Origin of the sequence: Leptospira bouyouniensis (assembly GCF_004769525.1) — a bacterium.
GTDB classification, from domain to species: domain Bacteria; phylum Spirochaetota; class Leptospiria; order Leptospirales; family Leptospiraceae; genus Leptospira_A; species Leptospira_A bouyouniensis.
Window position 1 is genome coordinate 120,762 of the sequence record NZ_RQFT01000010.1, and the last position, 22,422, is coordinate 143,183.

Consider the following 22,422-nt stretch of genomic DNA (forward strand, 5'->3'; position numbering starts at 1 on the left):
AATTCCCGAGAAGAAAATTACCAAAATCAGATACGAAACAATTTACAAATATTTCTGAAGGTCTAAGATCGACCCCTATGAGTATTCGCCAGAGGGTTTCTCTTTTTATCGCAGGAATTTTGTTTGTTGGTTTTACAATATTAACCTCCTTTCAGATCTACCGTACCATCACGGATCTGAAATCGGAAATCCAAGAAAATGCAAAAATCACCTCTGAAAAATGGTCCTTCCAAATCCAAGAACATTTGAATGCGATGATGGGAGTGATTCGTGGGTATCGATTTGCTTTATTTTATGCCTCACCTCCTCGGGACTCAATGGTAAGCAGTCTTAGGGAAATTTTGGAAAGGAACGATAATATTTTTGGGATTTGGTTGTGTTATGAACCAAATGCCTACGAAGGTAGAGATGCCGCTTTTATTGGAAAACCTGGGCACGATAAAACAGGAAGGTTTATCCCATACTTACACCATACACTTGATGGAAAAATTAATTTTGAACCACTTGTAGATTATGACAATCCGAATGGAGCTGGAGACTTTTACCTCCAGGTAAAAAAAACAAACAAAGCAAAAGTTTTTGGACCCTATGAATACCTTGCAGGTGGAAAAAAAATCCAAATGATATCACTTGTTGTTCCCATTTATCCTAAAGGAAAATTTTTAGGTGCCGCCGGGATCGATTTAGACATAAGCACCTTACAAGAAAAAATTGGAGACAACAGAGCATTCCGCGGGCAAGGATATATATCATTTATTTCAGATAACGGAACCTATGTGATGTATGGTCAGGATAAAGGAAAACTTGGTACAAAAATACAAAATCCTGACCATCTGAAAATATATTTAGAGAAATTGAAACTCGGGGAGATGTTTACCATTCACCATGATGGAATCACCGACTATTTTACACCCTTTCATATAGGAAAAGATCCTCAATTTTGGGCGTTACAAGTCAGTATCCCTGATTCGATCGTAACAGAACAAGTCACGAAAGTTGTAATAAGCTCAATTACAATTTCACTTTTGATTCTTTTTGTTGTATTGTTTTTCTTAAATTTTGTGTTTAAGAATCTGATTAGCAATCGCTTAAACAAAGCCATTTCCTTTTCTTCTCAAATTGCGAGTGGCGATTTATCTACGAACGCCGATGAAATCAACCAAGATGAAATTGGAAGTTTGTTAGAATCTATGAATCAAATGAGGAATAGTTTGGTTTCCATTATCGGAGATATCAAACTTACAGTACACAAATTGGGAAACCAATCGACGCAGATGGCATCTACATCTCAAAATTTGTCAGACATATCACAAACCCAGGCAAGTGCAGCAGAAGAGTCTTCAGCTGCAGTAGAAGAATTATCTGCTTCCGCTGACAATGTTGGTAAGTCGATGGAAGAAGCAGTTCTCAAAATGAAAGAAATTGACAAGTCTGTATTAACCCTTCGTGAAGAAGTGCAAAACATTAATAAAGAAATGGAATATCTTGCCAAATTTGCATCCGAATCAAGAGAACACGCTGTGATTGGTGAAACAGCTATGAATGAATCAACGAAAGCAATGGAAGACATCGGTGAAAAGGCAGAACGAATCAGTGAGGTTTTAGATATCATCACTGAAATTTCGGAAAAAACAAATTTATTAGCTTTGAATGCGGCCATTGAAGCAGCAAGAGCAGGGGATGCTGGAAGAGGATTTGCAGTCGTTGCAGAAGAAATTGGAAAACTCGCCTTACAAACTGGAGCTTCGGTAAAAGAAATTGGTGACCTTGTTTTTTCTACTAATTCAGCAGTCGAAAACGGGAACAGAAAGGTATCGGAAGCTGCTCAAGTTTTAAACTTGTTGAATAATCGTGTCAAAGAATTTGAAACTTCAGCAAAACGAGTATTAAACTCTGTTCTTAAGCAAGAAAACAATGCAAAAGATATAGCACAAAATTCGAACCTACTTACAAATCTAAATTTACAAATCGAAGAGGCAGTTTTTGAACAAAAACGTGCCACCGAAGAAATATCTAAAACAATCATTAGCATTTCAAATGGAACGCAAGATGTTGCCTCTGGTTCAGACCAACTAACGATTGTCTCGGCAGAGATTGCATCACAAGCTTCCTACCTTTCCACTCAGGTAGAGAAGTTTAAATTGACATAAAAAAGGTCCACATATGTGGACCTTTTTCAAAATGTTTGGATTGATTGTTTAAAATCTTATTTTGAGAAAAATCTTTTCTCAACTTCGTCTGGAAGTTTTTGTCCTGTAAGTTTAGCCCTTTGAACCAATTCCCAGAAATATCTGTAAGTTGCACGGTCATGAAGGTCACCATCGTGTTGGATTGGTCCCCAATCTGCATCTTGTGCTTTGATAAGGATATCACAAGCGGTTTGAGTTTCTGCAAAGTTAGGTGCCATAGCATCCAAAATCGATTGGATTTGTGCTGGATAAATTGACCACATACGTAAAAAACCAAACTCATCGTGAGCTCGTTTTGCATCTTGGTATGTTTGGTATGTGTTTTTCAAATCTAAAGTTACGTTGTGTGCAGGGATCACTCCATTCATAAGAGCCGCAGCAACCATAGAAGATTTTGCACGTCGAAGTAATTCGTGATCAAACTGTCCTGGTGACTTCATACAAGAAGCAGGGATTGCACCGTGGTGACCAGAGATGAAGTCCATTAATCCAAAATCCAAAACTTGTAACCAAGGCAAACTTGCGATTTCAAATACATCGTTAAGTGCACCGTGTGTTTCAATTAATACGTGAATTGGAATTTCTCTTTTGATCCCAGCTTTTTTACAAGCTTCTTGGATGTAAGTGATTTGTTCTTTTACTTGGCTTGCTTTAGTTGGTTTTGGAATTGTGATATAAGCAATTACATTTCCTGCACCTGGAACGATGATATCAATATCACCTCTCCAATGTTCGTTTGTATAATCATGAATACGAACACCACTCATTTTATGTTTGTTCAATTCAGAATTTTGAATACGAACAATCATTTCGGCATGTTCTTTTTCTTTCCCTGTTTGGGCACCGTCTTCACAGTCCATCGTAATATCAAAAAGACCACCAAGTTTGTTTTGTAACTCGAGTGCTTTTGTGATGAGTTTTTCAGATCCAGCGAAGTGTTCACAAGCAGGGATGATAGGGAAAGGTTTTTCTCCTGCAAAGAGAGCTGATTGCGGGTGAGTCAGTGCCATTTAATATACCTTTTTCGGATTTTTTTACCAAGTTTTGTGAATTTTGCCTGTCGTCCAGGATTTAATGCCAAAATCTGAAGGGATCTAACAGCATTCAGACCTACCTTTGCAATCAATCGTCAATTTTACACTGGTAGTAACGTTACTATGTTTGCAAACTTTTCTGGGGCGAACCCTTGCAAACAAGGGCCGGGCCAGTCCGGGCTCCGCCTTCGGCTCCGGTCGAAAAATCGACTTCCCCTTCCTGTCCCTTTCGCAATCTTAGTAGAGAATTGGAACCGAACGAACCTTACACCCCACCAGGTGGACCACCTACTGCGAATCCAAATATCAAACTCCTCTTCCAAAAATGGGGTGAGGAAAAAATTCGTCATTTGGTCTCAGACTTTTATGACCGTATCAAAGAATCTGAAATCCGATGGATGTTCCAAGGTGATTGGGAACTTGCAAAAGAAAAACAAGCTGATTTTCTCATCCAGGTGTTAGGTGGACCAAGTTATTATATCGAGAAATGGGGACCCGCAAGGATGCGGATGCGCCATTTCGTTTTTCCTATATCAGAAAAAGAACGATCCATTTGGTTTCAATGTTACGATGAAGCCTTACAGGGATTTGATTTTGAACATGATGATAAAATTGATTTTCTATATTTTTTAGATGGATTTAGTGGATGGATGGTTAATCGGAAAGAACCACCATGGGAAAAGTATTCCTGAAACCCATTTGCCAATAGTTGCAATATTAGGTTTTCAGAAAATTTACAGTGAATGTAAATTTGCTATGGCTTCAAAAGGAATCTCTCAAAATCAATTGCAATAATGGAAATAGTCTTAAAATTTCAAATGATAGGCTTTTAATTGTGATTTTCTAAGAGTTTTAAGATCACTGCTTTTTGTGCATCCAATCGATTTTCAGCCTGCGTAAAAATGATAGAACGATCGCTTTCGACCATTTCCCGTGTGATTTCATAACCTGCGTGAATTGGCATATCATGCATTACTTTTGCCTTTGAATGTTTCATTAGCTCTGCATTCAATTGATAAGGCATCATCATTTGGATGCGTTCTTCTTTTTCTTTTTGGTATTTTGGGTCATTAAAAAATTCCATATCAACCCAAGTATCTGTATAAACATAATCTGCATGAGAAACTGCTTTTTTAACATCCATTTCCCAAGAAATCGTTCCCTTCTTTTGTGCTCTGTCGATCGCTTCTGAGACAATGGATTCTTTTGCCGCAATTGGAGTGACCAAAATCAAATGGATACCTAGGGCAGCTGTGATTTCTACAAGCGAATTGGCGACATTATTGTGGACTCCAATATAACATAATTGTTTCTTTTTCCAATCACTCGGTGAATCCATAACAATCGTTAATATATCTGCCAATGATTGGCAAGGATGAAATAAATTACAACATCCATTGATGACAGGTACAGTGGAGCCTGATTTTAAAACTAAAAGATCTTCATGTTTTTTGAGTCGAGCCATGATAATGGCGACATTACTTGATAGATACTTTCCTTCAAAGTCAATGTCAGAAAGTAAAAAATTGGAAGCCATCCAATCCAAAAAAATCGCATGCCCACCTAGTTCCGTCATTCCAGCTTCGAATGAAACCCTGGTCCTTGTCGAAGTCTTTTGGAATAACATTGCAAGTGATCTACCCGACATGTGACCAGAAAAATACACGCGATTTTTCTTTACATAAACTGCAAAATCTAGGAGTTCTTGGATTTCTCCATCGGACCAATCCTGCCAGGAGATCAAATGTTTCACTTGGGACATAGCTACTCTACAAGTATCGGACTTTCATGTCTCGAAATCGAGAGGAATCTATAACGATTACATCCTAGAAAACTATTTTTTTATGCTGCTGATTCTGCCATAGACCTAGCGATGATAAAATTAGGGAGAATCAATTCCTCTGAAAATTTAATTCCGAACTGGACACTATCGTCAGATTCTTTCATCCATGCAATTTTTCCACGAAAGGAAATTCGTGATCGAGTTAAGTCACTTTCAATGATTCCAGTCACAATGTCTCGTTCTTGCAGTCCAACTTCGTGTTGGATCCAACTGCTAACTCCCAATTCAGAAATATTTCCAATCTTTGTCACAAGAAATTCGGGTTTTTCATTGATGGAAAAAAGTTTCAATACTAAGTCATCCCATTCCAAGGAAGTAATGCGATCTGTTCTTCTTGTATTTAACATAATAAACTCCATATGATTTGTATGCCATTGGTATACTGCATATTTCGTGCCAATTGAGGATGGGCCTAGAAATGTTTGGTTTACATGAAACGATCATCGTCATGCCATTTATTTGCCGTACATTGCCGATTCCACTAGCAGTTGAAAGATGATCGCTAAGAAAAATGCCTACTTTTTAGAATTGCTATAGTTACATTGTTTTCTTCGGTTTCAATTCCTTTTCGGTAGATTTCCATGAAATCTCACTTGCCCGCAGAACTAAATTCGCTTGAGATAGCGCATAGAGGAAGGACATGTCCAAACAAATATTTACACCTTTTCTAATGACATTCGTGCTCTTTTCTTTGGTCTTTTGTGGCCCATCTGAAGATACAAAAGAAATCCAAGGAAAAGCAAAACAAATCATCGGTGCTTTGCCGGAAAAAATGCCAGGGTCAGAGAATGACTCAGAGAAACTTGTTTCACTTGGTAAAAAACTTTATTTTGAGAAGAAACTTTCTCAAAATGAAACTCAATCCTGTAATTCCTGCCATAATATTGAAGGTAAGTCTGCTGGAGTAGATAACCTTCCAACTTCTCCAGGTGCTTTTGGAAAAAATGGAGATAGGAATTCACCAACTGTACTCAATGCTGGTTTTCATTTTGTTCAATTTTGGGATGGCAGAGCTCCTGATTTAAAAGCCCAAGCGAAAGGACCAATTCTTAATCCAGTAGAGATGGCAATGCCTACTGAAAAAGAAGTTCTAAAAAGAATCAATGAGGATGCGGAATACCCAAAACTATTTGCGGAAGCATTCCCTAATGATAAGAATCCGGTTACTTATGACAATCTTGCTGGAGCCATTGCAGCTTTTGAACGCACACTTGTGACTCAATCTCGTTTCGATGATTTTGTCAGAGGCGATTTTAAAGCCATTTCAAAGGCAGAACAAGAAGGATTTAAGAGTTTCCTCGCCGCAGGATGCACTTCATGCCATTCAGGAAATTTACTTGGAGGGAATTCTTACCGTAAAGTAGGTCTTGTGAATGAATTTAAAACTGAGGACTTAGGCCTTTTTAAAATCACAAAAAGAGCAGAAGATAAATTCGTCTTCAAAGTGCCAAGTTTACGCAATATTACTTTGACAGGACCATATTTTCACGATGGTAAAATTGCCACGATTGAAGAAGCAGTACAAAAAATGGCGTACCACCAATTGGGTATTAACCTTTCAGAAGATGAAACAAAAAAGATCGTTTTGTTCTTAGGAACTCTCGCTGATAAGAATCGAGTCAATTAAAATCAGTTTTCTGAAGATGATTTCGGATCCCCGATATTAGCTCGAGGGATCCGAGTGTCCATTTTTCCAAAGCTCGGTACCTAAGTGCCAAAGGGATTGGTTTTAAATAATTTTTAAAATCTTTCGAACCTAAAGTCTTTAAAATTGCAACAATTTGACAAGCGATCACCCTTAAAACTGGGTCATACTCTTTTTTTCCAAGCTCTAATTGTAAGGCATCCGTAATCCTTTTTTCGTAGTTTTCCCATAATAATAAATAACGTTGCTCAAGAATTGGATCATCCATCCATGCATGAAATCCTGGTAAAGACTCAATTAGATGATCGGGATCTATCGATTGGATTAATGTCCATAGAAAGTTTTGAAAGGATTCAAATATGGTTTGGTTTTCATTTCTCGATAATAGGTGTAATATCAACTGGTCACAAAACTGAACTTCTTCTTGAAATGCCAATTCTTCCTTCGAACCAAAGTAGTTAAAAATGGTTTTAACTGATACATCGGCTTCGTCTGCGATCTCTGGAACTGTTACTCGTGCATATCCTTTTTCTTGGAAAAGTTGTTTTGCCACGGATAGAATTGTTTCTTCCGTTTTCTTCTTTTTTCGAATTCTCAGAGGTATTTTCACTAACATAGTAGATTCAGAGTTCATGTTTTTCTCAATTGGTCCCATTTTTCTAATCCCTCGCAGGATTCATGATCAAAAGGCGCTACAGGGGAATCAGAATCCCAGTCATTGCTTCGTATCTATCGGTTGATTTTAATGGTAAGTTATTTTTTTCAAGCAAAATTTACCTTAAGTGTATATTTACACTAACTGTAAATTTTTATTTAATGAATATATATTTGAAAACAAAATTTACTTAAAGCATAAATATTGCTTTTCACAAAATCTTGAGTGAATAGGAGAAATATTGACCTTATATCCGTCGATCAATGTCACTGAAGGCACAGAAAATTGGGTCTAAATGTTGATTTTACTAGATTCCCTGAAGCCAAGTCTTCTATGTACTTCCCATAAATACCTGCAGAAAATCGGATGTGCTTTAAGAATTCAATTTCCTGGTAAAAATTTGTATTCATGGAAAATCACAGAAAATAATTAGAATATGTCGCATTCCTATCGAGATGAACTTTTCCAATGGATGAAAACTTACGTTTACCGTTTTTCCGAAACACCATTTCGTCTAGCTAGTGGATTGGAATCACAGCATTATTTCAATTGTAAGGAAGTCACACTTCATCCTTTGCGGTTATCCATACTAGCTGAATGCTTCATTGAAGAAATCATTCCAAATTTAAACATAGAATTTGAGGCGGTTGGTGGCCTAACACTCGGCGCAGATCCAATCGCTTACGCAATCTCGTTAGCATACCAGAAGAGAGGTAAAACTATATATCCTCTCGTAATTCGAAAAGAATCAAAAGGTCATGGGACTGGCCAACAAATTGAGGGATTTTGGAAAGAGGTGAAATCTTGCCTTGTTGTCGATGATGTGATCACAACTGGGGGATCAACACTGAAAGCGGTCAAAGTATTAAGAGAAGTAGGGATCCAAGTTTCAAAAGGGATCTGTATATTGGATAGAGAAGAAGGTGGTAGGGAAAACTTGGAATCCGAGAATGTTTCTATGTCATCAATATTTGCGAAAAGTGAGTTTTTCTAATGAGTGAAAAAAAACTTTTTTTATACGATGTTTCCATTTTTCGTAAAAAATTACTCACCAGAACTTGGTCAGTTATCTTACTTTTTATTTTATTCGTAATTTATAACAGCTTACAAATACCTAAAGAAGCTAGAGGACAATTTTTCATCATTTTTGTCCCACTTTTAGCATTTTTCTTTTGGTTTTTACGTAGAAATTATTTAAAACAAATCGAAATTCTTTCAAGCGGAAAGATAGAGTTAGAAGGAGGGATGTTAAAACAATTTGATTCAAGTGGAAATTGCGCAACAATTCGAGTGAAAGATTTGGAAAAGATCACTTTAGATAAATTTAGAGGGTATGATCGAATCGTTTTGGAAACAAAGGAAAAAATCCATCCAATTGTAAATTTGAAGAATCAAGATGAATTGCGTTTGGTTCTTGAAAAAATAACAGGAATTAAAAGTGTTTATGATTTAACGGACGATAGGCTATGGAATCTTAAAACTCCTATTTATTTTATACCGAGCATTATTATTCTAATATTTCTTTATATTCCGATTCTAAGAGAAAAAGTACCCTTTATTAGTTCAGAATTTTTAGGTTTATTTTTTAATGTTAATATAATTATCTATTTGTTGTATTCACCTGAAAAGGAAAATCATATCGATAATAGATATTCGTTAAAACGTAGGCTGATTTTTATAAGTTTGATCGTATTTTTCTTCCAGGTTTATACACAATTGGATAAAGTAGGTTGGTTTAAAAATTAATTCGTTAAAAGAAAGTGTAATTTATCTAGAGCCGAGACCTTGTCTCAACATATTTAATTTTGCTTGTGCATAACGCCTAAGGTCAATCATTTCATTCGCATATCTCTTTAGGAGATTATCTTGCTCCATTCTGCTTTCCATTAATTGAATAGTGTCTCTTACATACTTTATATCTTTTTCTTCTTTTAGTTTTCCTGATTGAATCAGCTTTTTTACAATATCAAATTCGTATTTCCGAAAATGAACTCTAAGTAAAAACTCAGTAGAGAAATTTTCCTTTGCTTTAACCCAATTTGAATCAATTTTTTCCTTAGGTGCTTGGTCTTTTAATTGGTCAACGGCTCTTTTTGTAGGATCATTTTCACGAAAATTTGCATTATTTGCTAATTCTTCAGCCTGTAACACTTCGTCTTTGAAAATCTCTTGTAGTTTGTTTCTTCGCCATTGGTCAGTATATTCATAACTCTGTGCAGTTAACATACGTTGGAACTCTTCCAACATGACAGATAAGTTGATTGCTCGACCGAGAGGAGTATTATTGAATTCTTTAATTTTTGGAAATAATTCTCTAGTAATTTGAAATGCCGATTTTCGTTTGTAATTACTTGCTTCGTAAAGTTTTTCTAATGTTTCTTCAGAATGTTTTTTTAATTCATTTAATATAAACGGCTCTGCAAAAACATATGCATCTTCTCCATAGACGAATAAATTTGGATCTGGAGAAACAATAGAAACTAAAAAAATAAAATGGCTATCTCGTAGAGCGGCTAATAGTTTTCTGATTTCTTCCTCTGATCTAGCTAACTGAGAGGACCAAATGCGAAGGTGTGAATCAGATGTTGGGATTTTATCTCGGGATTCAAGATTCTCTTTTCGAATCATATCCGCAAGATCCAAACAAATTTTTATACTACCTGCCATGATCTAAAAGTATGGAATGGTATCATTTTGGTAAAGAATTATTCGTAATTTAACTCCTTAGAAATTTTCATTCTATAAATGAAATAAAATGGAATTAAAGTAATTATAGCTGTAAAAATTGGAATCAAAATCGGGAGTTTCGCTACAAAGTGAACTGGAAATGAAAATATTAAATTCCAACCAAATGCATTCTGGTTGATTCCAAAAACAACGATGGGTGCTAAAATTAAACTATTTAATATCCCGGACAAGATTCCAGAGCATAATAGAAATAGTATTTGATAGAATAGTAAAGAATATAACTGTGTGAGACTCATTCCAATTGCTTTTAAACCTGCAAGAATTTTTGATTTTTCTTTTACAAAATAAAATATAGAAGTGACTAGAGATAGTACTGAAATTAAAATCGCAGAAATTTTCAATGTATCCAAAACTGAAAAAACTTGATTCATTCCTTCTAAATAAAGCTTCTTTAGTTGATTTTGATCCAAATAAACCAAATTGTATTTTTTTGAAATAAGTTGAACAAACTCATACGCCTCATCTCGTTTTGTATTTTTGTAAAAAGTTAGGCGAATAGAATTCAAAAATTCCGTTGAAAATAGTTTTTTAAACAATTCAAAATCCATAAGGATTGTTCCTCTTTCAGAAAAAAAATGTTCTTTTTCACCTTGGATTTCCAATCGTATTTGTCCTTTTTTTTCAGAGTTGATTAAAATAATATCTCCTTTGCATATTTTTTCGAGAAAACAAAGGTTTTTTGAAACAAGGATTTGATCTTTATTAAATGAATTAGAAAGATTTAATACATGTAATGTGAAATACTTTCCATTTAATATAAATTTAGAATTAATAAAGAATGGTTCAACTTCTAGAAAAATATTTTTTGTTTTTAGTAGATGAAACAGCTCAATTGGAACTCCTGGCTCACCTGAACTAAGTTTTTCTTCGTTAATTAATGAGAAGTCTGATTTGTTTTCTTCATCAATCCAATGTTTTAAAGATGATTCATAACTCATTGTTAAGGTGGAAAGTGTAAAAACAAGCGAAGTTGATAACATGATTGTGGAAATTATTAATCCATTCTTCCAAGAATCTAATTCAATTTCCTTTAATCCAATAATGAAACTAGGTGATAGATTTAAGGTATTTGTTAATTTCTTAATTCCCTTAATGAAATAGGGAATCGAAATAAAATTTAAAATGATAAATCCTAATATTACTAAGGCAACGCCTATTAGTCCAGGTAAAATTTGTTTTTCAATTTTAAGGTTTCCGATTAGTATTCCTGATGATATCAAAAGAATTAAGATTATCCATTTTGAATGATTAGATACATTAATTGGCGAATTTACTGAGGACTCATTTTTATCTCGTAATAACTCAATTGGTAAAATATTATAAGCTTTTATGGAATTGAACATTGCACTGATGATTGAACCAAATACAGATAACGTGATTCCAAAGAATAGGATATCATTAGGAAAGTCTTGATAAGATTCAATTTGTAAAGAATCAGTTACGGTGGATACAGTTTTTACTAAATTTAGTTTAGAGATGGTTATGCCGAGATACGTTCCAATCCCACCTCCTAGAAAACCCATTAAAATGGATAAAACAATAAATAATAGGAAGTTATTGAGTCTTGTTCCTCCCATTGAAAGTAAAATTCCAAATTCTATTTTTCTAGATAAAAACAAACCAGTATAAATATTGGATACCATGAAAAATGAAATTAATACTGAGACCAGAGAAATGATCATTAGGTTAATTTTAAGTGAACCTAATGCGATTCCAGCTCTTTCAATGATTTCCTTTTTTGATTCGAAAGTCCAATCATTGAATGTGTTAGTTGGATAAAAGTTTTTTTCGTCGAATTTACTATAGGGTAGATTAATTAATTTTATTGTTGTATAACTGTTTGTAAGGTTGCAGAAGTTTTGTAACCTTTCTAAGTCCATTATTGCAAAGATACCATCTTTCGATATTTCTTCAATTTCGCTTATGTTTATTTCAAGTTGTTTGTTGCATAAGGACAATTGAATTGTGTTTGTACTTGTTTTAAGTTTATGAAGCAATGATTTGCTGAGTATATATTTAGGAATTCGTTGAAAGGTATTGATTCGGTTTTCGAAGTTGAAATGGGTGATCATGTCTCTGCCAATTACAGGGATACTTATGATTTGATTGTCTTCAATTTTGAAGTATCCTTTTAGGTGTAATTCAGGTTCAACGATGATTCCATTTGGCAATGAATCGTCGAGATTTTTTAGAATTGAATGATTCGAGCGGTTTTGGATTAAATTTCCAGTATAAACATAACGCCCAATAAAGTTTTTTTCATTGAAGCCGATTGTTTGATCGATTAAACTTTTTTCTGCCTTCCATCCATTGATCTGTGTACTAACAAAAAGGGCAATTCCAAGACTAATACTCAATATATTAAAAATAATTTTACTTAAATGGTCTTTGAAATATCCAAATATAAAATGAAAATAGATTTGAATCATTTTTTCAGAAGTTTCCCATCAAGCATGTGATAGTTTATGTTACCTGATTTTCCAATATCCTCATTATGGGTGACAATCAATACTGTGATTCCTAAATCAGATACACATTTTTTAAAGAGCTCTAAGATTAAGTCAGAAGATTTGGAATCAAGATTTCCAGTTGGTTCATCTCCGAAAATTATTTTGGGTTCGTGAACAATGGAACGTGCGATAGAAACTCTCTGCTTTTCACCACCAGACATTTCCTTGGGTGTAAAATTTAATCTATGCCCAAGACCAACTAACTCTAATATTTCGGAAGATTTTTTTTCTGCAAATTTTTTGTTTTTGCCCGCCAATAAAAGGGGGAGAGATACATTTTCAGTTGCCGTAAGGTATGGGAAAAGGTGAAAGAACTGGAAAACAATTCCAATTTTGTCTCTACGATATTCGGTAAATTCTTTTTCCGATGCTCCAATCAATTCCTTCCCAAAGATTTTTACACTCCCGCTATCTGCTTTTTCAATTGCTGAAAGGATATTCAGTAAAGTGGACTTCCCACTACCTGACGGACCCATAAGAGTCACCAATTTTTGCTCAGGTATTTCGAAATTAATTCCTTTTAAGGTTGGAATGGAAAGATTACCCTGTTGATAGCTTTTTTTCAGGTTTTTTACATCGATGGCAATATTTGCTTGTTTGTCTTTTTTTTTAAATTCCACGAAAAATAACTTCCCTTTTATAGGACAGGTGAAAGCTTTAAATGGAAGGGAAACAAATTGCTATTTCGAGTAGTTTTTATTCTGATTTTTACTTTTTTGTTTCTCGGAAAGTCGCAAGTTTCCTGGAACATTTCGGAATTCTCCGAAGTAAGTGAATTTCTTCAGATTGAGAAAAATTCTGAAGATAATACCAGTGAAAATGAAACTATTTTCAATATTTCGATATTTTGTTTATTCCTTGGCAATGTTTATCTCGTAACGACATTACTTTTTCCTACCTTACTTCAATTTCCAATTTATCTCAGAATTAAAAACCTAAGGGGACCTCCTAAATTCACATAAACGTCTTTTCTTGATTTTAAATCTTGAGGTAGCTTATGTTAGAAGATAAAAATAAATCGATTTTCAGATCGATTATCGTTGGGATTGCAGCTTTATTACCGCTCGTGATTTTCTTAGTCACAAATGAAGATATACTTTCAGTCGATTTCCCCATTTTAGTTGGTCTTATCATCCAAGCCTATATTGGTTTTTCTTCGTTTATGTTGGTACAATCATACGAACCGAAAGAAAAAAATAAAGTTACATTAGGTTACGCGATTTTTTGGTCTGCATTGGGAATTTGTTACCTTTCAGGTAAATCTTTGTTATTACCGATAGCCCTGGAGATTACTTCTTTTTCGACAATTCTCATATACTCGGGAACGGAATACGGCAAAAAACAAATTGAAAGCCTAGGATCTTTGCTATTAGCATCTGGAATTTCTGCTTTGTTTTTATCAGCTTGGGTTATGTTACCTGATGGAGATCTTGTTGGCGTCATATTACTGTTAATCGGAGTATTAATAAAATCTGGATTTTCTGGTTTTCATATCTGGTTGCCAAAGGTAAATGAAGGGGGGCCATCGCATGCACTCGGTTCGTTTGCAGGTGTATTAGAAATTTTTCCTTTGTTGTTGTTTTATCGCTATATTCTTCCTAATCAGTTAGATCCTTTGATTTACCAAGTTTTGTTTCCTTTAGCAGCACTCGGTATATTCTTTGGTGGTATTACTAGTTTTTTCCACAAAGATCCTAAAATCTCTTTAGCCTATAGTTCAATAGAGTCGTTAAACTTTTTATGGTTATGTTTAATCATAACTGGAATGTTTCAGTTTTCAGTGGATACTGATCTTATGAATTTGAGTAACTCTTTCCGTATCTTGTTTTTTATAAGTTTGTTTCATCATTCATTTTCTAAGACATTTCAATTATTTTCAATTGGAATGGTATCTAGGTTAATCAATTCAAATTCAAGTGATGAAATGAAAGGAATCGGTAGGTTACTTGGTATATCACCTTTATTATTGGGTGCTGGAACTTTTAGTTATGCAGTACTTCCTGGAACGATTGGATTTGTTTCAGAAGCAACATACTTCTATCTAAATGCTCGAATCTTGGATTTGCCTATAGGACGGTCCGTATTTTTATTACCTTCAATGATATTTATCTTTTTTGGGATAGTTCTCGGCGGATTTACACATATAAAATTATACATGAGTATGTTTTTATCGAAACCCAGTAGAAATGTAAAACTTCTACCATTCGGTGAATCACAAAAGAAATGGTTATACATCTCTCTTTTCAGCTTGGCTTTGTTTATTTTTTTGTTTCCTTTGCTTTTACCTCTTTTCGTTCAGTTGCCAATGTTGAAGCCATTTGCTGACGAACTATTGCTCCGATGGTTTAGGTCAATTTCGATTGTTTCATTCATTTCAATATTGCTTGTTTCAGTTTTTGGATTATATGATTTTTGGAACCGAAAAAAAATCCTGACTTTAAGAAAACAAAGTTGGGATTGTGGGGGAGGTTACGACGGAGATGAACTCTCGGTTCCTTCATCAGTCTATTCTAAACCTTTAAGGAATTCATTAGGGAGGTATTTCGTTAATAGGAATGGAGATTCAGTTGTAGACTATTTAATGATTAAATTGTTAACTTTACTCTTCACATTTGGCACAAACTTTGTTTCTTCAACGAATCAAACGAAAGAAGAAGATATAAGTAAATACCTTGCCATCTCTTCAATGTTCTTAATTTTCATTTTTTCATTATTAATACTAGGTGATTTTAATGGATAGTTATATAGAAATGATCATTCATACTACTTACTTAGTAGTTTTGTTTTTGGTTTTGCCTTTTTTATTAACGGGTATTGTGCGAAAGGTAAGAGCAAATGCACAAGGAAGGAAAGGACCAAGATTGATCCAGTTTTTTATGGAGATTAACAAATCTTGGCTTAAAATTCCAATACTTCATAACAACTTTTCATCAATTTCAAATTTAGCACCAAGATTGGCGATGTATTCATCCTTAATGATTTGGAGCATTGTTTTGTTTGAATGGGCTCCATTTATCTTAATACCATTTTTCTTGGCATTATATAGATTTGCATACATTGGATTTGCAATGGAAGGTGCAACTTCCTTTGGAGGGATGGCATCTGGGCGTGAAATTTTATTGTCTGTAATGGTTGAACCAACTTTTATATTAATGATTCTAGCAGCCCAATCTCATATTGAAATTTCAGAAACTCCACAAGGAATACTTATTGGAATTTTGTTTTTAATTTTATCGTTTATCGCTATTTTAGCTGAGTTGGCAAAACCTCCTTTTGATGATCCAAGAACTCATTTAGAGTTAACTATGGTTCATGAAGCAATGATTTTAGAGGCTTCTGGACGGCATTTAGCATATTTTGAACTAGCGAGTTCAATTAAATTTTCAGCACTTTTAACTTTTCTGGTTAAACTTGCATTGGAACACTCGAAAATATTTCATAGCGAATCTATAATTGGTGTTAGTCGTGAATTTTTAATATTGCCAATGGTAATTTTGTTGGCTTTAGTCATGGGGTTTTGGGAAGCGAACAGCGTGCGCAGAAAATGGACTTGGATCCCTGAGTTCATGGGTTTAACTTTTATTTCGATTTTGGTATTAGGAACCTTGGTGAAACTTTCTTAAGGAATATTTATGATATATGATTTTATTTATTTATTACTTTTACTTTCGGGAATTGTAATTCTTGTAGAAAATCGATTAAGCCGGATTATTTTTTTTCTAAGTTTCCAAGGGATTTTATTGATTTTCCCTGTCCTTCAAACCCATGAAGGTGATTGGCAACATGCCATTTCATTAATAATTTTGGTGGTTTTGTTCAAAGCATTTTTAACACCTTGGATTTTGAATTGGACAGCTAACAAATCAAAGATGAATGAGAGTACGGCTCCAAGATTTGGTTATCTTGCAACTCTTTTATTTATGGTGTTGGGGTTGGTGCTGGCGGTAAAAATTACGGAAGGAGTTTCTCTTTTGTCGATACCTGTTCACAAAATTGGATTAATTTACGTGATTTTATTGGTATATGTAGGTATTCTTTGTTTTGTTGTTAGGCGAAATTGGATGGCATTGATCGCCGGATTTTGTGTGTTTGAAAATGGGATTTTTGTTTTAACTATGGTGTTGGATAAAGGATTACCTTTCGGTCTGGAGTTTGGTTCATTTTTGGATGCAATACTTGTTATTGTCTCTGGTGGAATTTTACAACTCTCACCTCATATGCATACTAAGGAACGAAAAGTATGATGACTAATGTTTTTTATATTTCTGGTATCATAACATTTATTGTTATTTTGTTGATTTCTATTTTTGCTCCAACAAAAGGTCAGACTCGGATTTGGTTATGGAGTTTACTTAAAGTTTGTTTTTTTGCTGTTTTGTTCTATTCTTGGTTTACAGATAATATTGTTTTAAAATGGATTTTGATTGAAGCATCTACTTTGTTTGGTGCTTTGCTAATATCTTCAAGTGGTACGGAAAGATCATTTCATGTGGGTTGGAAATTTTTACTTATTAATTCTTATGCACTTGGTTTGGCGTTCCTAGGTATTGTAATTTTACTCTTTGCTTCTACTCCACTTGAGAATTTAGAATTTAGTTCATTAAAACAAGGATTAGCTGGTCAGTCTGGGTTGTTGATAGAAACAGGAATTTTGTTAACGATTTATGGGTATAGTGGGAAGTTGGGGTTGGTGCCAAATCATTTTTGGGTGGGAGATACATATGCAGAAAGTCCAAGCCAAATTTCTTCTTTAATTGCATCGTTTGTTCCAGTGAGTGTGGTCCTAGCCATAAGGCCACTTGTGAAATTGGAAAGAGACCTAAATCCCCATTTAATTAATGCTTCCAATGGGCTTTTATTCATTGGAGTTTTGACAATACTTTACGCAACATTAATGTTAGTATCGAGAGATGATATTCGAAGGATTTCTGCTAAGGTCGCCCTGTTCCATACTGGTATGCTGACTTTATTTTTGTGGTTAGATGTATCTGACGATGTATTCTATTTTTTGTTAAGTTCAACAGTTCTCGTCAAATTATTAGTATTTCTCTCGATGGGAATTTTACGTATGGATGCCGGTAAAAGAAATATATCACAAATATTAAGTGCTTCAATGCTTAGCCATAAAGCTTTATATGTATATTTACTTGCATTGCTAATTGCATTTGTATTTCCTTTGTCACCAGTTTTTGTTTTGGATTTAAAAATAATCGAGATTGCAATATTGCAAAAACAATTCTACCTTTTTGTTTTTCCCATTTTTGGCTCAATCTTCTTTTTTGTTTCATTGAATAAAGTTTTACCGATGGTTAGGTTAACCAATCGTGATTTCGAAAAAGATATTTATCAGATATTACAAATTCGATATTATTTTTTTTGGTTTAGTTTAATAACAACTGTCATAGTCGGAACATATGGTATGTATTATTTGATGGCGAAATATTTATGAAGAAGATCACTGGAATTACAAACTTTGATGGAATTTATTATCAATTTTATCTTGAAAATCAAAAACTGTTAATGGAAGAACAGTTATCGAAAAAAAGTAATATTGATTTTTTATTAGACTCCGAATATCCGATTTGGCTCATTCGGCATTCATTTGGACAAGATATGGGTCCGGAAGATTATTCCGATACCAGTGAAGAAGATTATCTTACTGACCAACGTGGTAAAAATTTATCTCTTCACCAAAAATCAGGAATTATTAGAGATTTATCTTACCATGGACTTAAAGTTCCCTTTACAATTGGTGATTATTCACATGCAGTTGGTCCAATACACGCAGGAATTATCGAACCAGGTCATTTCCGATTCATTGTCGATGGTGAAGTGATTCGCCATCTAACAATTCGATTAGGTTTCCAAAAAAGAGGGATCCGAGAGTCTATCCTAAATAAATCAATGAATCAAGTGATGCCATTCTCGGAAATGATTTCTGGGGATAGTAGTATTGCATATGCTTTAGCTTTTTCAAAAATCTATGAAAACTTATACGATTTAAATGTATCCAAGGACATTCGTTTATTCCGATCGATCTTAGTTGAGTTAGAGAGAATTGCAGTTCATATCGGTGATTTGGGTGGGATTTCTGAAGATATTGGATACTATCCTTTGTATGGAGTTTGTGTCACTGATCGAGGTGCTGCGTTAGGACTCATGGAAACTTGGACTGGACATCGATTTGGAAAGTCAGTGATTCGGCCAGGTAAATTGAACTTAAACCGTCGAATTGATGCGAAACAAGCTAAGGTTTCATTTCAACAATTAAAAACCATATTTGAAAAAAGAATTCGTCCTCAGATACTAAGGGCACTTTCTATTTCAACGCTAAAAGAAAGAATGCAAGGATGTGGCTTTATATCTGAAACTGATGTTATAAAATTTGGTTTTGTTGGAATGGTATCACGAATGGCTGGAGTGAATGAAGATTTGCGTATTGATGATCCTGATTATCCTAATTGGAGTCCACTTCCTCTGAAGGAAGAACACCATCATTATAATGGTGATGTTTGGGCTAGAATGTACATTCGTTATGCGGAAATTGAACAATCTCTCGCTTGGATTGAACAGACTCTTCAAGAGATAAACTGGGATGTGTTATGGAATTTTGAAGAAAAAATTAAGTACCAAGATATAATAAGTAAAAAACCAAATCCTGGTGTTTTTTATGCAGCTGTTGAAGCTTGGAGAGGTCCATTGCTTGTTGCAATTAATTTTAATGAAAATGGTTTGGTAACAAATTCATATATAAGGGATCCATCTGTATTAAATTGGCATGCGCTTGAATTGGCTGTACGTGGGGAACAAGTCGCCGATTTCCCACTAAATAATAAATCATTTAATTTAAGTTATGTTGGGTTTGACTTATGAATTTCCTTTTTGAATTTAAAAATTTTTTCACAAAAAAAAATGTCCTCAATTTTGACAAAACCTCGTTTGTTCATGCAAACAATCGAGGAATACCCACACCTACAAAGGAAATGGAAAAAGGATGTGGTGCCTGTCGAGAATGTGAAACAAATTGTCCGACGTCTGCCATCAAAAGGTCTGGCGAAAGTGTTCTAAATATCGATTATGGGAAATGTTTGCAATGCGGAAATTGTGTAGAAGTTTGCCCCGAAGGTAAACTTCGTAATTCAGGATTTATTTACACTTTCACTTTGCACCGAGAGGAATTTTACACTTCCTACAAAAATGGTAAATTGCAAAAAAACACTCTCTCCAATTTTACACTCACTGAAAATCAAAAGCGTTTTCGCGCATTAACCCATAAACGTGGTTTTTTATACCGAGAAGTCGCGGCAGGTGGCAACAATACAGTGGAGTCAGAACTCAATGCTTCCTTCAATTCCGTATTTGATTCAGAAAGAGAAGGGATTCGTTGTGTCGCCAGTCCAAAACATGCAGATGCAATTGTGTTTTCTGGTCCCGTTAGTTCTAATATGGAGATGCCCTTGCAAGTCGCCTGGGATGTGATGAGTGAACCCAAGGCACTGATCGCTTGTGGTACGGAAGCTGTGAGTGGTGGACTTTTCCCTAAAGGTAAAATTCCCAAGGAGCCAGATTTGTACATTTCAGGAGATCCCCCTAGACCTGATGTCATTTTACAAGGATTTCGATTATTATTAGGAAGATTTTCTTTCCAATTCCAAGAGGCGCTTCACAAATTTTTAGAGAGTGAAAAATAAGGCGCGTGGATTTAGAAAAAGAAGAAATCGTCAGGGTGTTGGTTTTAGAACCACAGAAGAAATCGTATGATACCATTTCTCAGTTACTTGTAGAGTGGTTTGGTGATTACATTGATCTGACTTGGCGTTCTGTATTTGAAAATGGTGCAGAAGAAATAAAAAAAGTCCAATATGATCTATTGATAACAGAAATCCAATTTCCCGATATTGATGAAACTTCTGAAGAAATCTTAGAAAAAATTATGGATATGGCTGGTCCATCAGAATTACCAGTCGTTGTTTTTACAAAAGCAGAAGGCAAACAACTTCCGATCCATGCATTTCAATTAGGGATCAATGAATTTTTCAGCAAACGAAGGTTAAAGAAAAATATTCTAGAACATCGATTCCGTAATTTGTTTCGAGAAATATACCGTAAGAAAGTTGTTTCTATTCAGATGGATGATAGTCTGAAACGTTTTCAAGATTTGTATGGTATGAACCAGTCTGAAATTCAAGATTTGAATACCATGGTGAAAAAATTTAAGAAAGAACTCGAAAAAGAATACGAAGAAAAATTAAATTTAGAACACGAAAAAAAGAAAATGCAAAACGTATTTGGGATGTATGTCGACCCAATCATTGTCGAAAGTTTGATGAATAACTCACTCTCTTTGGATCAAAAAGGAAAGGAACAGGAAGTATCCGTTTTATTTTCTGACATTCGAGGTTATACATCGCTGTCCGAAAAGATGAAGCCTGAGCAAGTCATTTCATTTTTAAATGAATACTTTACTGCAATGACGGAAGTCATCTTAGGTTATGGTGGGATGATTGATAAATATATTGGCGATTCCATTATGTGTTTGTTTGGTGCTCCGGTTTTCCAAGAGGACCATAGACAAAATGCTTTGGATTGTGCGCTGGAAATGATACAAGTGTTTGAATTATGGCAACCAAAGTGGGACCAAATTTATGGTTTTACTCCCCAAATTGGAATCGGTGTTGCCTCAGGTAATGCCATTGTAGGAAACGTTGGTTCCTTCCAAAAATTATCTTATACGGCGGTAGGGGACACCGTCAATATGGCAAGTCGATTAGAATCGATGGCAAAACCTATGCATGTTTATGTTTCGGAAGGATTGTACAATCACTTACCGGAAGAGTATTCTAAAAAATATCGATACGAAGAATTGGAACCTGTCAAAATTAAAGGGAAAGAGGGATTACATCGTATCTTAAGTGTCAAACCAAATTAACAAAACTATAACGTACTGCAGAACTGATACAATTCATTTGTTTTCAGTTTTTCGTCTTTAGCTGAGAGATAAACTTTCACATCTTCAATTTCTAAACCTAGAACCGATTTGTATTCATCAAGTTTTTCTAATGTGCCTGGTTCTGGTTTTCCATGTCCTGTGAGTTTGGCAATTACACCTGCAAAACCGATGATTTGACCCAATGTAGATTGTTCAGTAATCGGTTTGGATAAATCTTCAATGGATGTGATAATGATCGTTGGCATTTTCCAAAGTTTGGCGGCGGCACTTCCCATTTCATATGAGTCCACACCGAATGCTTTTTTTTCTAATGAGATCAGGCTTAAATCAGATGTTTGAAATTCAGTTAATACTTCGACGTATTTTTTCCGATCAATTGTATTCAAAACAATTCTTCCTAAGTCTTGCATCAATCCACAAGTGATGGCAAGTTCCGCTTCTTTTTTGAATTTTTTTTCTTCACAAAGAATTTGTGCATAGATTCCTTTTGCAACTGAGTGATCCCAAACTTCATCTCGAAATTTTTTATAATTCCCTTGGCTAAAGAGTGAATCTGTCATCGACATCGCAACCATACTTCGTACTGTTTTGAATCCAAGTCTTGTGATGACTTGTTTCATATTTGCGACCGGATTCCCACGAGAGAAAAAAGGTGAATTGGCTAATTTCAAAAGTCGAGCAACTAAGACTTGGTCTGACTGGACTTTTTTTTCGAGCTCACCGAAGGATAGTTCATTGTCATCGTCTAGGGAAAGTACGGAAAGTAAGACTGGCGGAACAATCGTCAGATCTTTGATTTGGGATAGGTATTCTTCCAGTGTTGCCATTTGTGTTGGGACCTAACGCCA

At 34.8% G+C, this 22,422-nt stretch carries 20 protein-coding genes; 12 read left to right on the forward strand and 8 right to left on the reverse strand.

The genetic code is table 11. The features are described from left to right. The first annotated feature begins 77 nt into the window (after positions 1-77). On the forward strand, positions 78-2,150 hold the full coding sequence (locus tag EHQ43_RS10805; RefSeq protein ID WP_135753002.1) for a methyl-accepting chemotaxis protein: 2,073 nt from the start codon (positions 78-80) through the stop codon (positions 2,148-2,150). A 56-nt stretch (positions 2,151-2,206) separates the two neighbouring features. Here the strand turns inward: EHQ43_RS10805 and EHQ43_RS10810 are convergent, their stop codons facing one another. Then, complete coding sequence (locus EHQ43_RS10810; protein ID WP_135742936.1) at positions 2,207-3,199, reverse strand: HpcH/HpaI aldolase/citrate lyase family protein; 993 nt, start codon at positions 3,197-3,199, stop codon at positions 2,207-2,209. A 272-nt stretch (positions 3,200-3,471) separates the two neighbouring features. On the opposite strand from EHQ43_RS10810, the gene EHQ43_RS10815 reads away from it, so the two are divergent. Next, complete coding sequence (locus EHQ43_RS10815; RefSeq protein ID WP_135753001.1) at positions 3,472-3,915, forward strand: globin domain-containing protein; 444 nt, start codon at positions 3,472-3,474, stop codon at positions 3,913-3,915. A gap of 137 nt (positions 3,916-4,052) precedes the next feature. Here the strand turns inward: EHQ43_RS10815 and EHQ43_RS10820 are convergent, their stop codons facing one another. Together EHQ43_RS10820 and EHQ43_RS10825 are read right to left on the reverse strand one after the other, a co-directional pair. Next, the gene (locus EHQ43_RS10820; protein ID WP_135742938.1) at positions 4,053-4,985 is read right to left on the reverse strand and encodes an ornithine carbamoyltransferase; all 933 of its coding nucleotides are present in this window, start codon (positions 4,983-4,985) and stop codon (positions 4,053-4,055) included. Between the two features lie 80 nt (positions 4,986-5,065). Beyond that, positions 5,066-5,413 (reverse strand): LEPBI_I2431 family sigma-54 regulated protein, encoded by a 348-nt coding sequence (locus EHQ43_RS10825; protein ID WP_135742939.1) that lies wholly within the window; start codon positions 5,411-5,413, stop codon positions 5,066-5,068. 293 nt (positions 5,414-5,706) lie between these two features. Between EHQ43_RS10825 and EHQ43_RS10830 the strand changes: the two genes are divergently transcribed. Then, the gene (locus tag EHQ43_RS10830) at positions 5,707-6,693 is read left to right on the forward strand and encodes a cytochrome-c peroxidase (RefSeq protein WP_135771213.1); all 987 of its coding nucleotides are present in this window, start codon (positions 5,707-5,709) and stop codon (positions 6,691-6,693) included. On the opposite strand, the gene EHQ43_RS10835 is transcribed toward EHQ43_RS10830, so the two are convergent. After that, positions 6,686-7,366 (reverse strand): TetR/AcrR family transcriptional regulator, encoded by a 681-nt coding sequence (locus EHQ43_RS10835; protein ID WP_135771214.1) that lies wholly within the window; start codon positions 7,364-7,366, stop codon positions 6,686-6,688. The two genes, EHQ43_RS10830 and EHQ43_RS10835, sit on opposite strands and share 8 nt — an antisense overlap. Before the next feature lie 436 nt (positions 7,367-7,802). Here EHQ43_RS10835 and pyrE point away from each other — a divergent pair, with 436 nt between their 5' ends. Both pyrE and EHQ43_RS10845 read left to right on the forward strand, forming a co-directional pair. Further along, positions 7,803-8,360, forward strand: coding sequence for an orotate phosphoribosyltransferase (gene pyrE / locus EHQ43_RS10840; RefSeq protein ID WP_135742942.1), 558 nt, complete (start codon positions 7,803-7,805; stop codon positions 8,358-8,360). Continuing rightward, positions 8,360-9,112: a hypothetical protein gene (locus tag EHQ43_RS10845; protein WP_135771215.1), complete on the forward strand. Its 753-nt coding sequence runs from the start codon at positions 8,360-8,362 to the stop codon at positions 9,110-9,112. The genes pyrE and EHQ43_RS10845 overlap by 1 nt, the downstream gene beginning before the upstream one ends. 21 nt (positions 9,113-9,133) lie before the next feature. Here EHQ43_RS10845 and EHQ43_RS10850 read toward each other — a convergent pair whose 3' ends face one another. The 3 genes from EHQ43_RS10850 to EHQ43_RS10860 are packed head-to-tail and all read right to left on the reverse strand — an operon-like array spanning position 9,134 to position 13,244. Continuing rightward, positions 9,134-10,033 (reverse strand): hypothetical protein, encoded by a 900-nt coding sequence (locus EHQ43_RS10850; RefSeq protein WP_135742944.1) that lies wholly within the window; start codon positions 10,031-10,033, stop codon positions 9,134-9,136. Between the two features lie 38 nt (positions 10,034-10,071). Continuing rightward, positions 10,072-12,543, reverse strand: coding sequence for an ABC transporter permease (locus tag EHQ43_RS10855; protein WP_135771216.1), 2,472 nt, complete (start codon positions 12,541-12,543; stop codon positions 10,072-10,074). Next, a complete protein-coding gene (locus EHQ43_RS10860) occupies positions 12,540-13,244 on the reverse strand; it encodes an ABC transporter ATP-binding protein (protein WP_135771217.1) in 705 nt (234 codons plus the stop codon). The genes EHQ43_RS10855 and EHQ43_RS10860 overlap by 4 nt, the downstream gene beginning before the upstream one ends. A gap of 377 nt (positions 13,245-13,621) precedes the next feature. On the opposite strand from EHQ43_RS10860, the gene EHQ43_RS10865 reads away from it, so the two are divergent. From EHQ43_RS10865 to EHQ43_RS10895, 7 genes are read left to right on the forward strand one after another with little or no spacing between them, the layout of a single operon-like run. After that, positions 13,622-15,364 carry a proton-conducting transporter transmembrane domain-containing protein gene (locus EHQ43_RS10865; RefSeq protein ID WP_135771218.1) on the forward strand — a complete coding sequence of 581 codons (1,743 nt, stop codon included), beginning with the start codon at positions 13,622-13,624 and terminating at the stop codon, positions 15,362-15,364. Continuing rightward, entirely contained in the window at positions 15,357-16,247 is an 891-nt protein-coding gene (locus EHQ43_RS10870) for an NADH-quinone oxidoreductase subunit H (RefSeq protein WP_244242769.1), read from the forward strand. The genes EHQ43_RS10865 and EHQ43_RS10870 overlap by 8 nt, the downstream gene beginning before the upstream one ends. Positions 16,248-16,256: 9 nt before the next feature. Then, the gene (locus EHQ43_RS10875) at positions 16,257-16,868 is read left to right on the forward strand and encodes a formate hydrogenase (protein WP_135742949.1); all 612 of its coding nucleotides are present in this window, start codon (positions 16,257-16,259) and stop codon (positions 16,866-16,868) included. Further along, a complete protein-coding gene (locus EHQ43_RS10880) occupies positions 16,865-18,073 on the forward strand; it encodes a proton-conducting transporter transmembrane domain-containing protein (protein WP_135752996.1) in 1,209 nt (402 codons plus the stop codon). The genes EHQ43_RS10875 and EHQ43_RS10880 overlap by 4 nt, the downstream gene beginning before the upstream one ends. Continuing rightward, entirely contained in the window at positions 18,070-19,497 is a 1,428-nt protein-coding gene (locus EHQ43_RS10885; protein WP_135771219.1) for a hydrogenase large subunit, read from the forward strand. The genes EHQ43_RS10880 and EHQ43_RS10885 overlap by 4 nt, the downstream gene beginning before the upstream one ends. Continuing rightward, on the forward strand, positions 19,494-20,315 hold the full coding sequence (locus EHQ43_RS10890) for an NADH-quinone oxidoreductase subunit B family protein (RefSeq protein ID WP_135752994.1): 822 nt from the start codon (positions 19,494-19,496) through the stop codon (positions 20,313-20,315). Before EHQ43_RS10885 ends, EHQ43_RS10890 begins: the two co-directional genes overlap by 4 nt. A 5-nt stretch (positions 20,316-20,320) precedes the next feature. Beyond that, on the forward strand, positions 20,321-21,553 hold the full coding sequence (locus EHQ43_RS10895) for an adenylate/guanylate cyclase domain-containing protein (RefSeq protein WP_135742953.1): 1,233 nt from the start codon (positions 20,321-20,323) through the stop codon (positions 21,551-21,553). Positions 21,554-21,558: 5 nt separating this feature from the next. Here EHQ43_RS10895 and EHQ43_RS10900 read toward each other — a convergent pair whose 3' ends face one another. Further along, positions 21,559-22,401, reverse strand: coding sequence for an HDOD domain-containing protein (locus EHQ43_RS10900; RefSeq protein ID WP_135771220.1), 843 nt, complete (start codon positions 22,399-22,401; stop codon positions 21,559-21,561). Positions 22,402-22,422 lie beyond the last annotated feature (21 nt).